This window comes from Bacillus sp. ISL-78 (genome assembly GCF_018613455.1).
GTDB classification, from domain to species: domain Bacteria; phylum Bacillota; class Bacilli; order Bacillales; family DSM-1321; genus Peribacillus; species Peribacillus frigoritolerans.
Genome location: NZ_JAGGQC010000019.1, coordinates 1 through 14,182 on the forward strand (window position 1 = coordinate 1; position 14,182 = coordinate 14,182).

Genomic DNA, 14,182 nt, shown 5'->3' on the forward strand with positions numbered 1-14,182 from the left:
TTGTTGAACTAACCTGCCCCTTTAGTTTAAGTACATTTCTTCACAATCCCTCTTTATATTAACAAGGCCTTTTTAAACTTTAATATAATTGATCACTCTTTTTTATAAATCTACAATACTAGTCTCTTTTGGGGAGAAAATATGAACACCGCAGGCGTCAATGGTAAATTTCTGACTGATCGACAGGGAGGGAATTTAAGGAGTTGCCTTTTACTATTCCAAAAAGCTGACCCAAATTCATTTGGTTTGACGGTCATTCAAACTAAAAGGATTGACAAGTGCCGAGCGTGCCCTGCCAAGATTGGCGGGGATGGGGTGGTTGATGTTGGTTTTTATTGAATAACAAACTCATTAGATAATGAACAATAAAAAAAGGAGACGCCCATAAAGGGTATCTCCTTCCTTTACCATATTGATACCGGGCAATTTTCTATTCAGTCCAACCAGTTTGGCGCTTAGGCATAACTTCATCTCCAAATTTATTAATTACCTTTTTAAGTATTAAATTCAGATAAGATTTTTTCTGGATGTCATTCCCGGGGTCATGAATTCCTCTCCAGTTAATTCGGATGCTATTTCGTCTATAAATTGCGTTGAGGCATTTTTGATAAACTCTGATAATAACCAGTTATGTTGACTATTTAAATGTTTAGAAAGAATTACAGGTTCATACCTAGATAATTCACTTAACCTATGCATTGCTGCAAATATTAAAATCATTGAATTTCGTGGTATTATTCCATCTATCTCATCTCGTTTGATGTACCACAGTCTTGATAAGCCAGAAATGTAACTAAGTTGTTTTCTCAATTTATAGTGATAAGATGATAATTTTTTCATTTTGTTAGAATCATCATTTTTCCATCTAAATCTTGTTTTGTATCTAACTACAAAAGTATCAGGAAAATTCATATCCCTCTCAAAGTTTTTTTTAAGTTTATTTAGAGTATGACCATTTGCATACTTTGGATCCACTACTGCAGAAAACCAACTTTCTGAAGAACCCTTTTTTTTAACAAAAAATGCTTTGTGGATAGGTATGTATAACTCTTTTTTTGCTTCAGAGGTATATGTTAGACAATAGGCTCTATGAATGAAAGGAAGGTTATAAAGTAAATTTTTCAGTGTGTATTGTTCATTATCTTGGACTGGATCTCCTAAATAATTGCATAAGGCAGAGAAAATCCCAGATGTTTTAAATTTGATATATTCATTACTTAGGGACACACGACTTTCTCTACTCCAACCTGATACTCCATGTAAATCTGAATAAGAAACCTTATTTACGATTAAAAGTGTCTTTACTGCATTTAAAAAACAATAATATATCGTCAACGGGGATGAGGTTAAGGGTAGCATGGTAGAAGCTTCATAAAACTGACGAGACTGCTGCCAATAGAATACAGCTTCATCATTATGATTATTTCTTTTTAGCCACATTTCTACATAATCCCATGGATCATCCACTAAAACGGTTTTCCCTAGAAAATTAGGGTTTTTTATCGACTTATGTAATGTTAGTTCTTTTCCTTTGTAGCTGATAATATCTGCCATTATTCTATAACCTCATTTCACAAATAAAAAACACACGTTCGATTACATTTATTGTAATTGATAACATGTGCTTTTTAAATAACTATACTGTAAATATAACGACTTTATTTGTAATTAAACAACTTTATTGTCACTACACAGAAACCTTGATAAATGATAAATAGTCAATTATGTGCAGTTTTTAATTATGAGCACTGAAAAAGTATTAGATATTATTGTTATACAAAGGAAAGAAGGTAATTTATGAATTATGAACATGGCGTTTTTATAGAGATAAGTCAACATCCGTTGCAATGATGACATCCTTGACATCATTGCGATTCAATTGTGTTTTAACCGATTGAAACTGTTTGCCTGATTGCTTGATCACGACCAATTTCAAAGCAGGCGGCAACATGGGCAGGTCCTCAAGGCGCCACGTTTTATATTTTTCATCATAAGATTCCGGATCTGCATGGGTAACCAAATGACCCAGTGCCCAAGTGACGATATACTGATCGCCTTCAAAAAAGCCATTCCCCTTTTTCCCGCAATTCAGCACTTTTGCTATATCTCTTCCGACCGAAGGTTTCTCGGCCAGTACGACTGTTTTACTCATATTAACATCCTTTCGCTTTTAAACTGGTTCCTCTATTATCTCATATAATTTATGACAGGGCGATAATCCACCATGGCATTGGATCGTTTGGTTCAATTTAAGGATTCCCCGTACCCACATATATGTAAATTAATAGATTAGATAGCATTCCCGTGCAGATTTTAGTATGATGAAACGTAGGGATTTTTTCAAATTAATTGGGAGGTTCAATATAAATGAGCTTACTTTCTATAGATAAATTAGCACACAGCTTTGGCGACCGTACTTTATTCAAGGATGTTTCCTTCCGCCTGATGGCCGGCGAACATGTTGGTCTGGTCGGGGCAAATGGTGTCGGGAAATCAACGATGATGAATATCATTACAGGACAACTCATCCATGATGATGGCCGGGTCGAATGGACACCTGGTGTCGAATATGGCTATCTTGATCAACATACGATACTTTCAAAAGGTAAATCGATTCGCGACGTCTTACGGGATGCCTACTTGCCTTTATTCGAGCAGGAAAAAGCACTGAATGAAGTTACGGAGAAAATGGGTACGGCCACTCCGGAGGAACTTGAAGAACTCTTGGAACAAATGGGTGAAATCCAGGACAAGCTGGAAGCCGGCGGTTTTTACAATCTGGATATTAAAATTGAAGAAGCGGCACGCGGTCTAGGGTTGGATGCAATCGGTTTGGACCGTGATGTCTCTGCCCTAAGCGGCGGACAACGGACAAAGGTTTTACTAGCCAAGCTACTTTTGGAACAGCCTGAAGTACTGCTCCTAGATGAACCTACGAACTACTTGGATGTGGAGCATATCCGCTGGCTGAGCAGCTACTTAAAGGAATATCCTAATGCATTCTTATTAATTTCGCATGACACTGAGTTCATGAACGGCGTCGTCGACGTCATCTTCCATCTTGAATTTTCTAAACTGACCCGTTATACGGCAACTTATGAAAAATTCCTTGAGCTGGCTGAATTGAATAAAAACCAACATATTAACGCCTATGAAAAACAGCGCGAATTCATTAAAAAGCAGGAAGATTTCATTGCCAAGAATAAAGCACGCTATTCAACGACCGGCCGGGCAAAGAGCCGACAAAAGCAATTGAATCGCATGGAACGCATCGATCGTCCGGAAACTGCAATGAAACCTACCTTTGACTTTAAAGAGTCACGTGCGAGCAGCCGTTATGTCTTTGAAGGTGAAGATCTGGAAATCGGATATGACCGCCCATTGCTTCCGAAGTTGTCCATGACCATCGAGCGGGGAGAAAAAATTGCCGTGGTCGGCTGTAACGGAGTTGGTAAATCCACTCTATTAAAAACGATTTTGGGTAAAATCGATCCTCTAGGCGGTAAAAGATCACTTGGCGATTTCCTTTTTTCTTCTTATTTTGAACAAGAAGTGAAAGCAGGCGATACGACGCCGATCGATGAAGTATGGAATGCATTTCCGCATCTGGACCAACCGCAGGTACGTGCGATTCTTGCCCGTGTCGGTTTGAAAAACGAACACATTACACGTCCGATGAGCCATTTAAGTGGTGGGGAACAAGCAAAAGTGCGCCTTTGTAAACTCATGCTTACCGAAAGCAATTGGCTGTTATTCGATGAACCGACAAACCATTTGGATGTCGTTGCAAAAGAAGAACTGAAACGTGCATTGAAAGAGTATAAAGGAACGATTGTCCTTGTATGCCATGAACCTGATTTCTATGAAGATTGGGTAACCAAAGTATGGGATGTAGAGGAATGGTCGGCCCAAAATTAATTTTTTTCGGGGATGTCGCAGAAGCGGCATCCCCTTTATTGTGGAATAAATAAAAAGCTGACTGAAAACGCTCCTTCAGTCAGCTTTCATTCCCTCATCATGCAGCTTAAACTCGTTCCGCCACTAAGGTATATGTTTTCGGAAGCCCAATATCATGGATTTTATGATTCGGTTCTTCCTCGAGCACTTTAATAACGAGTCCTGATTGACCTATTGACGTTATAAGTTCCCCGATTGTCCATTTACGCTGTACAACTCTTGAAAGGCTCCCTTTTTCCTCATCCGGCATATGCTTCGAAAATGCGACATCATTGTTTTCGATTGCCGGAGCGAAATAGTTGCCTGTGACTTTGTGCTTTTTACCATTTGAAGTAATGAGCTTTGTTGAAATCGGATGAAATTCATGCAGTACGAATCGGCCTCCAGGTTTCAGCATCATTTTAATCTTTTCAAATAACGGCTGCAGGTCTATTAAGTAATGAAGTACACCGAGCTCCATTAAAACCAGATCCTGATTCCCCGATTCATGCTCGGATGATAGCGAAAGGACATCCGAAACGATATACTCGATGGAGACATTGGCGCCACTTGCCAGCTCATTTGCAAACATTGCGTTTTCCTGGGAAAAATCAACGACTTTCACTTCTGCTCCCAATATGGCCAGTGCAACTGCCTTAACACCGTTCGATCCCATCAAATGTGTGATTTTTTTGCCGGATATTTCCCCCATATATTTATAAAAAGGGTGCAGTCTCCATTTTGGGTTTTGTTTGATTTTTGATGCCAATTCAACGGGATCTCCATAGCGATTGACAAGCGCTAAATAATTATTCTGGTTCCAGGCCTGTTCATTTTCCGCTGTGAACCCCTTCTGCTCGGATGATAAGTAAGCATGAATCTCGGCACTGAACTTTCCCATTTCCTCTTCGTATAAATAACTGTATAACGACCTGCACCAAACCTCCATATCCCCCATCTTTATGGATAAACGATAAGGGTCCGTTTTAATGGTCGTGTTAAACCGGCAGCGAACAGTGACAGAAACCCCCTCGACATCCATTAGAAAGAATGCAGTCTCAGGACTTCTTTCAGGCTTTGTTGGCGCGTATTCGGAAAAAAGATCCAAAGCCTCATTAAAGACATCCCATTGTACATCCATGTCGATTTTCTTATATTCATCGATATCCACTCCTTGTACGAAAAGAGCAGATCGACCTGTATATTGGTAGGGAATATTAGCTTGATCCAATATGTTCGCCATTAATGTGATTGTATGATAATAACTTGCCTTCATATGTACCTCCTAAACATCAAAAGAGCATGACAATTATTCTTCTATAGCAAATTCCAAACCGGTACTCGTAATGGCAATCAGCTCTTCATCTTGGCGATCTATGCCATAAACGAGTAATGTAACAAGCATATATATCGCTCTGAACCGGGCTAGGCTCTCTGTTTCCTTTTCGATTTCACCATAGATTTCGAAAAAAACCCTGCGCACCTCTTTTGGGAAATAACTGTATAAAAAGGAGAAATCAATGGCTGGATTCCCTATATGGACATCTCCCCAATCAATGACACCTGCGAGAACGCCCTCGTCATCAAGTAAAACATTCCGGATATGAATATCTCCGTGAACGAGTGAAATCGGATGCGGAACATCCAATTCACATAAGGTTTCAACAAAATCCTTAACTGCATGCGCCTGTTCAAAGTATCCTAGCTTTATTAAATTCGAGACATTTTCCATAAGTGATTTCTTTCGATAGGGAACATCAAGCCTCATCATCCCATCAGGCTGCACACCCAAACACATAGCCCTTTCGACAGGAAAACTGTGAAGAACCTTCAAAAAGCGGGCAAATCTTTTTGCCGATTCGACCTTATTTGCTTTTGTTCCTTCTACAGGCAAGTATCCCTTCACCATTTTATAACCGGTAAAAGGATAAGGATACAAAGTGCTTGGTTTTCCAAAAAAGATTGGTTCAGGGATAGCAAGCGGAAAAGTGCCTGCAATGGATGGCAAAAGCTGATTTTCCACTTGAATCAGCGTAACTGCAATAGGGCGGCGGGGAAAACGGAATACAAATTGCCCATTGATTTGTATGACTGTGTTATCGAAACCCTCCCCAAGTTGCTTGATCTCTTTCAACTCAATTTCCGGAAACTGCAGCAGGATCAATTTCCTTGCCAGCTCCAAAGAAACTGGATATTCTGCCAACCAAGGCTTGTTCACTCCCGTCTCCCCCTTTTACCGGTTTCTCCCTCTATTAGGGCTGCTGCCAGAACCACCTCTGCGATTAATCGCCCCTTGTGTACTAGATGATCTACGGCTGTCTCTTTGACCTCCTCGTGGATTGTCACTCTTTTGTCCACGGCTGTCTTCCGAGCGGCCACTCCGCGGATTCTCTCGCCTTGGTCCACGGCCGTCTTCCGAACGGCCACTCCGCGGATTCTCTCGCCTTGGTCCACGGCCGTCTTCCGAGCGGTCACTCCGCGGATTCTCTCGCTTTGGTCCACGGCCGTCTTCCGAACGGCCTCCCCGTGAATCCTCACGTATAGGTCCGCGGCTGTTTTCCATCCGGCCTCCCCGTGGTTTCTCCCTCTCGACTTCACGATTGTCCGCTTGATTTACAGAACGGTGACTGCCCCGATTCGGTCCTCTCGTATCAATCCTTTCCCGATGTTTCCTTCCCCCTCCCGAGCGCGGGCGGCGGGTCCCCTCATCAGAAGGATCTTCATGGCGCTTCCTTTTTTGCCTCACCTCATCGGGTTGGAACATTTTCACTCCTTCAATCGTCCTTCTTTCGATTTTCATGGAGATCCCTTTTTCAATATCGCTTAATAGCTGAAGATCCTTCGTTGCTATGAAGGTGACAGCCAAGCCATTCTCACCCGCGCGGCCCGTCCGCCCGATTCGGTGGATGTAACTTTCTGCATCCTCAGGAACATCGTAATTAAACACATGGGTCACGCCTTCTACATCAAGCCCTCGTGCAGCAACATCCGTCGCCACTAAATATTGAAGCTTTGCGTCTCTGAAGTTTTTCATGACACGTTCCCGCTTTGCCTGTGAAAGGTCACCATGAAGCTCTTCAGAATTGAATCCAGCCGCCTTCAGGGCATCATTCAATACCGAAACGCGACGTTTTGTACGGCAAAATATGATCGCAAGGTATGGCTGTTCTTCTTTGATGATGTTGATTAATGAAGATTGTTTGGCACGATCGGTCGTCTCGATGACAAGCTGCCTGATTTTCTCGACCGTTACTTGCTCAGCCTTCACAGCGGCAGTTAATGGTTTAGTCATATAGCGTTTAGCCAATTGATGAACCTGTTCTGGCATCGTCGCTGAAAAGAGCAGCGTTTGGCGCTCCTCTGGAAGCTGTTCCATGATTTCTTCCACTTCCGGTAAAAAGCCAATATGAAGCATTTGATCAGCTTCATCCAGCACAAGCGTTCCAGTTTGTGAGAGATCGATGGTGCCTCTTCGTAAATGATCTAATAACCTGCCGGGCGTGGCGACCACCACGGAGATGTTTCTTGTCAGCTTTTTCATTTGCTGCTCGACATCCTGTCCGCCATAAACTGCAAGCACTTGAAGTCCTTCGATTTCATCAGCGAATTTTTTCAATTCAGCAGTGATTTGCAAAGCCAATTCCCTTGTTGGCGTGACGATCAGTGATTGTATGTGGGATGCGGCGGGATCAACTTTTTCCAGGATTGGCAGCAAAAAGGCCAAAGTCTTCCCCGTTCCTGTCTGCGCCTTCGCGATGACATCCCTTCCAGCAAGGATATCGGGTATCGATTTCTCCTGAATCGGGGTAGGGGAGGATATTCCTATTTGCTTTAATATGTTGTTAATCGCCGGGCTGACGCCAAGGTCGATGAATTCTGTCATGTATGGGCCTACTTTCTGAATTTCTTCATTTAATTTACTGATAAATCCACTTAAATGGTAACAGCTTCCTTCATTTCGAGTCATTATCCTTAGTCTAAGCTATTTGTTAGTATATCATTATCTATTTTCGAGAAAACCTGTACCTTAAAATTTTTCATCCTATTGTACTTTAGTTATTTTTCTAATATAATTTATAAGATTTATTATCCATCTATCGAGCTACTTACTTGAAATAGGGTAAGCATCTCCTCCTTGTAGATTTTTGCAAGGATTTTTTGTATATAAAAAAGGAGTGACCGCATGTTTAAATTAAAAGAACGGAATTCAAATATTAAGACGGAAGTACTTGCGGGGCTTACAACCTTTTTAACACTGGCTTATATCATCGTTGTAAACCCCATGATCCTTTCTGATGCGGGTGTTCCCTTCGACCAAGCATTCACAGCAACCATAATTGCAATAATAGTCGGTACACTATGCATGGCCCTTTTAGCCAATTACCCAATTGTCATAGCCCCGGCAATGGGATTGAATGCGTATTTTGCATACTCGGTATTGGGAACCCATGATATCTCATACACAGTTGCTTTCTCTGCCGTCTTTGTTACCGGTATCATCTTTATCCTTTTATCCTTAACCTCTTTCCGCTCAAAATTGATCGAGGCCATCCCTAATAACTTGAAGCATGCAATCAGTGCCGGAATCGGGCTTTTCATTACCTTCATCGGACTTCGTTTGTCAGGTGTCGTCACAAAGCATGAATCCAACCTGGTTACCCTTGGAAGCTTCAGGGATTCCAGTGTGGCACTTACATTGGTTGGTTTGGTCATAACGATTGTACTGATCGTTCGCAATGTACAGGGAGCGATATTCATCGGAATGATCGTGACTGCCATAATCGCTTTCTTTACAGGCCAATTGGAAATTAACGGTCTGGTTTCCACCCCTTCGTTACCTGAAGGGATAATAGTCGCCAATCCAATCACATCTATCGCTGATGTGATTAACTATGGGCTTTATGGCGTCGTCTTCTCTATTTTGCTTGTCATGCTTTTCGATACGACCGGTGCTTTATTGGGCATTGTCCGTCAAGCTGGATTGCTGAAGGAAAATAAGCTTGAAAAATCCGGCAGTGCCTTCTTTGCAGATTCGATCGGCACTACTGTCGGCGCCATGTTCGGCACAAGCCCGACCGCTGCCTCTGTTGAATCATCGGCTGGTGTAGGAGCGGGCGGCAAGACAGGTTTAACCGCGTTGGTGGTGGCCATCCTATTCCTAATAACCGCCTTTTTCAGCCCGCTGATAGGAGCTGTCTCAAATGTAGCGGCAATCACGGCACCTAGCTTGATCATCGTCGGAAGCATGATGATTAAAAGTATTAATGAAATTGACTGGACACACTTTGATGAATCATTTCCAGCCTTTTTGGTCATTGTCGCCATGCCTTTAACATCAAGCATCGCCAACGGAATAGCACTCGGATTCATCGCCTACCCCATTTTAAAAATGGCAAGAGGCAAATTCCGTGAAGTGCATCCGTTCGTGTACATGTTTGCCGTTTTATTCATTTACCAACTGATTTTCCTGGCTTGATCATCTTAAGAGGAATCCCTTGTGGTTCCTCTTTTTTTAGCCCCCGCAAAGAAAAAGGAGGATATCCAACTTGTCGTCAGATATCCTCCTTTATGTTCACTGGTTCATTTGATCAAGAAAATCACCCAGGAGATCGTCAAGATTTTCCTCTTCAGGTTCGGTTTCTTCCTCTTGTTGTGAGGGTTCATTCAAATTCCAATCAAAGTCATCCAAATCTTTCTTAGGCAGGTCCTCCTGAACCTCCACGGGTTCCTTTTCCTCGGGCTCGGCCTGCACATACAATTCCTCACTCAATACATTATTATTCAAAGAGGCAAGCAAGGCCGTAGCGCGTAAAGGATCGGATAAAAGGTGGTACATAATCGTTCCAAGCATAGCTTCTGAGTGGGAATGCTTGAGCCAATCACGCTGAGATTTGCTTAGCTTGTTCGGCATGGGCAGGGCAATCATTTCCCGATCCTGATGGGTGGATTGCCCGACTCCATCGAGAACATACTCAGCAATTTTACTGGAAAAATTCCTTCTTTCCGTTTCCTTCAATTTCTGCAGCTGTCTTAACGTATAGTCTGAGACATCCGAAGGGATACGAAAAGTGATGGCTTGTCCTCTTTTAATTTCAGAAGAAGCTGTTTTTTTCATTCTCTCACCTATTTAATGGAACCCGTTCTTTGTTCTTTCTTCTTTTGCTGTGACTGATTCTGTTCCTTTGCATTCCGGCGGCGATTAAAATCCGAAATCAATTTATAATAGGCGTTTGCCATCATCCAAACGCTTTCCCGCTCATCTTCGAAAAAGTCTATATTGTAGCCATCGAAATTTTGGTTCAATGTTTTCAAGTAATCTTTCAAGACAATCGATCCCCCGCCTACAAAATAGCAGATTTCCGTTTGTGAGTTTTTTTGCCATACGTTGCGCAGGTGGCGATATTGCTTTTTGGCCAGTTCTCCCAAAATACGGTCAACGATATCATGAACGCTTGTCCGGCTTCCGCGAACCATGATATGATTGCGATCATTTTTCTTCGTGATGATTTCAACGACGTCGCGCCTGCTATCCAACTCGACACCATGTTTCTTCCTGATTTCTTCACGAATCGATTCAAGGGCTTCAGCTACTCCCAAATTGAATCCTTGCGCTTTGTCATCGTCAACTTTACGATTTTTAATGACAGCGATATCCGTCGATAATCCACCGATATCCTGAATCAGTATTCTTCTATCTATTAATTCACGATTAATGATATTCAAATCTTTATCCATGACCAAATTTATGTATGCTGCAAAACCCTCTGGGTAGACTTTCACTTCATCGAATTTGATATTAATCTTCATACCTTGGTATTTAGGGGTAATTAAAAATTCGACCTGATGGACAGATCCGAGTAATTTCGAACGATACCCGACATCTTTCCCTTCTTTAACCTCCCGAAGTGGCAACCCTGTTCCAAGAGTATAGTTGGCTTCCACAACGTTATTCACTTTTTTGAATGTATCGTTGTCCCCCAACTTGGCAGCGTCTAATGCAAGAGCCGCAAAAAGCATGACTAATGTTTGATCTTCTTCCGATTTACTGCTTCCTAAATCCAATTCGGTAGGATTATCACTTTTTGTCGCCAAGTTCCCAACGCGATAAATCGCATTATTGTCTTGCAGAGCCGGTGAATGGACCCTGATATGAATCCCTTCCAATGGGTTTTTTTCATCAAGTTCCTCAATCCCAATGACCGGACGGTCCTCTATGTCTTTTGCAATGACGTTCGGTATATATAGTTCAGACTCTAGCTTTCCAAAAATAGCCTTGATAGCATCATTTCCTACGTCTACTGCTGCGATTCTAGAACTCATCTAAAAACATCCCCTTTTTCATGGAAAAAATTTAAGTGAAGCATTCCCTTTAAGAATAGGAAAAGTTTCCACTATAGTCAATCCTTCATAAGTTGTAGCTATATTTGTCGAATTGTTTTCAAACTGTTTACAATAGGAACAAATATGTACACACCTTATGTACAGCCATGTGTACGTGTTCGTAAACATGTATATATTTCTGTGTACATACTATCTATTTTTGTTTACATGTATACGTAATTGCAAACAATCCATATAATGTATTTTTTTATATATTTCTTCTTACAAAAATTAGCGGATAAATAGTAGACTTGGGTATGGTAATAACTGGACGATTCACTAATGAACTGTATAGAGGTATTCAACTGGCTGAGAAAACTGCAGAAACTTCCCAAATTCGGGAACACGATTGTCGCAGTCCGTTAAATTCTCCTTCATTATACAGATATCCCACTGACGTCTGCGGGCATGGCGTTCCGTAATTTGCCTTTGAAGAAGTGCATCCTGAACCTCCTGGGACGTCTTAAGCAGCAGAAGCTTATTCGCCATGTAGATTGTTCTATTCCCAACCTTTGTGCAAAATCTTCTTGTGTTAAACCATGCAACTCCAATAGTTTTCCATAAGTCAAAGCTTCTTCAATCGGTGTCAGTTCTTCGGCGGAATTACAGGGAACCAGAAATTAAAGTTACACTGATGGATGCTGGCGAAGTCCTTAACGGAACAACCAACGGGACACACCACATATGGCTGATTTACGATTTTTTTGTTCACTAAAACATGGTGAAGAGAGCCAAACTATATTATGTAGCCAATGCAGAAATAATGGGCTTATAAAAGAATGTAATTTGACTGCAATGCAATGGATACCTATATTCACGCACATACTGATGAATATAAATGTAAAAATCCCAAAAGAACTAACAGCCTATCGAAACTAGCCATTCGCGGGGACCATGCAGAAGAAATTCCTTTCTCCTTTCCTTGTAATTCTTCCATACTCAAACACAGTTTCACCCCTAAAGTATTTAACGGCCCTCCTCTCCACGATTCTGGAAGCTGAAAAAAATTTCCACTATAGTCAATCCTTCATAAGTTGTAGCTATATTTGTCGAATTGTTTTCAAATTGTTTACAATAGAAAAAAATATGTATACACCTTATATATAGCCATGTGTACGCGTTTGTAAACATGTATACATATTTGTGTACAAACTATCTATTTTTGTTTACATGTATACATATTTGTAAACGAACCAAATAATGTATTTTTTTAGTCTTTCTTCTTACAAAAATAAGCGTATAAATAGCGAATTTGGGTATGGTAATAAATGGACGATTCACTATGAACTGTATGGAGGTATTCAAATGACTGAAAAAAATACAGACCTTCCCCGATTTCCGGAACCTTATTGGCGCAGTGCGTTGACATTCCCTTCTTTTTCTAAACTAGATACAGATCTAACCACTGATGTCTTAATAGTAGGCGGCGGAATTACCGGAATCACATCTGCTTACCTACTTGCTAAACAAGGTGTAAAAGTCACACTGATTGAAGCAGGCCAAATCCTTACCGGAACGACAGGACACACTACAGCAAAAATCACGGCCCAGCATGGCCTGATTTACGACCAGTTGATCACTGACCATGGCGAAGAGAATGCCAAGCTTTATTATGAAGCCAATACAGATGGTATGAAGCTGATTAAAGACTTGGTAGAAGAACATTCCATTGAATGTAATTTGACTGCACAGGATGCCTATGTGTACGCAAATACGGACGAATATATAAGCAAAATCCAAAAAGAGCTGAGAGCTTATCAAAAACTTGGCATTCGAGGGGATTATGCGGAGAATATCCCTTTCTCCATTCCATGTAAAGCTGCTGTGATAATGAAAGATCAAGCACAGTTTCACCCATTAAAATATTTAACGGCCCTCATTTCGACAATTCTCGATGCAGGTGGCACCATTTATGAACGGACAACGGCAATGAAAATTGAAGACGGCGATCCACCAACCGTTCTGACTGATACGGGAAATTCCATCAAAAGCAATCAGGTTATCGTGGCCTCCCACTTCCCTTTCAATGATGAGAAAGGCTTATACTTTGCCCGTGTTCATGTAAGTAGGTCCTATGTGCTTGGCATCAGGACCGAACAGGAGTATCCGGGCGGGATGTATTACAGTGCAGACAGCCCTAGCCGCTCCCTTCGCTATACGGAATTGGACAATGGGGAAAAACTTATACTTGTTGGCGGAGATGGCCATAAAACAGGCCAGGGAATCTCGACGATCGAGCATTATGAAGCACTGAAGGACTTCAGTGCCCAGTATTTCGATGTGAAAGACATTCCCTACCGCTGGTCTGCACAGGATATCGTGACACCGGATAATATCCCCTTCGTCGGTCCAGTGACAGCCAACCAACAAAACGTCCTGATAGCTACCGGCTATGCGAAATGGGGAATGACGAATGGATCGATTGCCGCCAGGATCTTAACTGACCGGATTTTGCAAAAAGATAACCGGTATGCGGAATTGTATGATCCTGCCCGTTTAAAAGGCGTGAAGAATATTCTTCAAGATAATGCTGATGTGGCGAAGCATCTCATCAAAGGCAAATTGGCTGTCAATCATAAAACTCCTGAAGACGTAGGAATTGATGAAGGAGCAATCGTGAAGGTGGATGGAGACAAAGCTGGGTGTTACCGTGACCATGATGGCCAGCTTCATATTGTTGATTCCACCTGTACACACATGGGGTGTGAAGTTGCCTGGAATAGCGGCGACCGTACTTGGGATTGCCCATGCCATGGCTCCCGCTACTCCATCGCCGGTGAAGTGTTAAATGGCCCTGCTGTCGAACCATTGAAGAAAATTCGCTGACTGCCAATTTGTGATTTTATCTAATAGTCGACTGGGCCCG

10 protein-coding genes and 2 pseudogenes are annotated in these 14,182 nt (G+C 41.8%); 4 read left to right on the plus strand and 8 right to left on the minus strand.

What is annotated here, in order from left to right:
* Positions 1-141: 141 nt before the first annotated feature.
* Positions 142-339: a hypothetical protein gene (locus tag J7I96_RS17720; RefSeq protein WP_214923980.1), complete on the plus strand. Its 198-nt coding sequence runs from the start codon at positions 142-144 to the stop codon at positions 337-339.
* Between the two features lie 168 nt (positions 340-507).
* Here the strand turns inward: J7I96_RS17720 and J7I96_RS17725 are convergent, their stop codons facing one another.
* Both J7I96_RS17725 and J7I96_RS17730 read right to left on the minus strand, forming a co-directional pair.
* Positions 508-1,554: a YaaC family protein gene (locus J7I96_RS17725; RefSeq protein ID WP_214772493.1), complete on the minus strand. Its 1,047-nt coding sequence runs from the start codon at positions 1,552-1,554 to the stop codon at positions 508-510.
* A gap of 283 nt (positions 1,555-1,837) precedes the next feature.
* Positions 1,838-2,152 (minus strand): annotated as a pseudogene (locus tag J7I96_RS17730) (toprim domain-containing protein); the annotation flags it as partial.
* Positions 2,153-2,367: 215 nt separating this feature from the next.
* Here J7I96_RS17730 and J7I96_RS17735 point away from each other — a divergent pair.
* Positions 2,368-3,918: an ABC-F family ATP-binding cassette domain-containing protein gene (locus J7I96_RS17735; RefSeq protein ID WP_034316019.1), complete on the plus strand. Its 1,551-nt coding sequence runs from the start codon at positions 2,368-2,370 to the stop codon at positions 3,916-3,918.
* Between the two features lie 106 nt (positions 3,919-4,024).
* Here the strand turns inward: J7I96_RS17735 and J7I96_RS17740 are convergent, their stop codons facing one another.
* The 3 genes from J7I96_RS17740 to J7I96_RS17750 are packed head-to-tail and all read right to left on the minus strand — an operon-like array spanning position 4,025 to position 7,819.
* A complete protein-coding gene (locus J7I96_RS17740; RefSeq protein ID WP_251029193.1) occupies positions 4,025-5,212 on the minus strand; it encodes a class I SAM-dependent methyltransferase in 1,188 nt (395 codons plus the stop codon).
* Positions 5,213-5,245: 33 nt separating this feature from the next.
* A complete protein-coding gene (locus J7I96_RS17745; RefSeq protein ID WP_214772495.1) occupies positions 5,246-6,154 on the minus strand; it encodes a phosphotransferase in 909 nt (302 codons plus the stop codon).
* A gap of 15 nt (positions 6,155-6,169) precedes the next feature.
* Positions 6,170-7,819 (minus strand): DEAD/DEAH box helicase, encoded by a 1,650-nt coding sequence (locus J7I96_RS17750; protein ID WP_214772497.1) that lies wholly within the window; start codon positions 7,817-7,819, stop codon positions 6,170-6,172.
* A gap of 300 nt (positions 7,820-8,119) precedes the next feature.
* Here J7I96_RS17750 and J7I96_RS17755 point away from each other — a divergent pair, with 300 nt between their 5' ends.
* Positions 8,120-9,412, plus strand: a complete 1,293-nt coding sequence (locus J7I96_RS17755) for an NCS2 family permease (RefSeq protein WP_214923978.1) — start codon at positions 8,120-8,122, stop codon at positions 9,410-9,412.
* A 96-nt stretch (positions 9,413-9,508) separates the two neighbouring features.
* On the opposite strand, the gene J7I96_RS17760 is transcribed toward J7I96_RS17755, so the two are convergent.
* The 3 genes and pseudogenes from J7I96_RS17760 to J7I96_RS17770 form a co-directional block, all read right to left on the minus strand.
* Positions 9,509-10,051 (minus strand): hypothetical protein, encoded by a 543-nt coding sequence (locus tag J7I96_RS17760; RefSeq protein WP_057278234.1) that lies wholly within the window; start codon positions 10,049-10,051, stop codon positions 9,509-9,511.
* An 8-nt stretch (positions 10,052-10,059) separates the two neighbouring features.
* Positions 10,060-11,256, minus strand: a complete 1,197-nt coding sequence (locus tag J7I96_RS17765; RefSeq protein ID WP_214772501.1) for a ParM/StbA family protein — start codon at positions 11,254-11,256, stop codon at positions 10,060-10,062.
* 462 nt (positions 11,257-11,718) lie between these two features.
* A pseudogene (locus J7I96_RS17770) lies at positions 11,719-11,912 on the minus strand (nucleoid occlusion protein); the annotation flags it as partial.
* A 709-nt stretch (positions 11,913-12,621) separates the two neighbouring features.
* Between J7I96_RS17770 and J7I96_RS17775 the strand changes: the two are divergent.
* A complete protein-coding gene (locus J7I96_RS17775) occupies positions 12,622-14,142 on the plus strand; it encodes an FAD-dependent oxidoreductase (protein WP_214772503.1) in 1,521 nt (506 codons plus the stop codon).
* Positions 14,143-14,182: the final 40 nt, after the last annotated feature.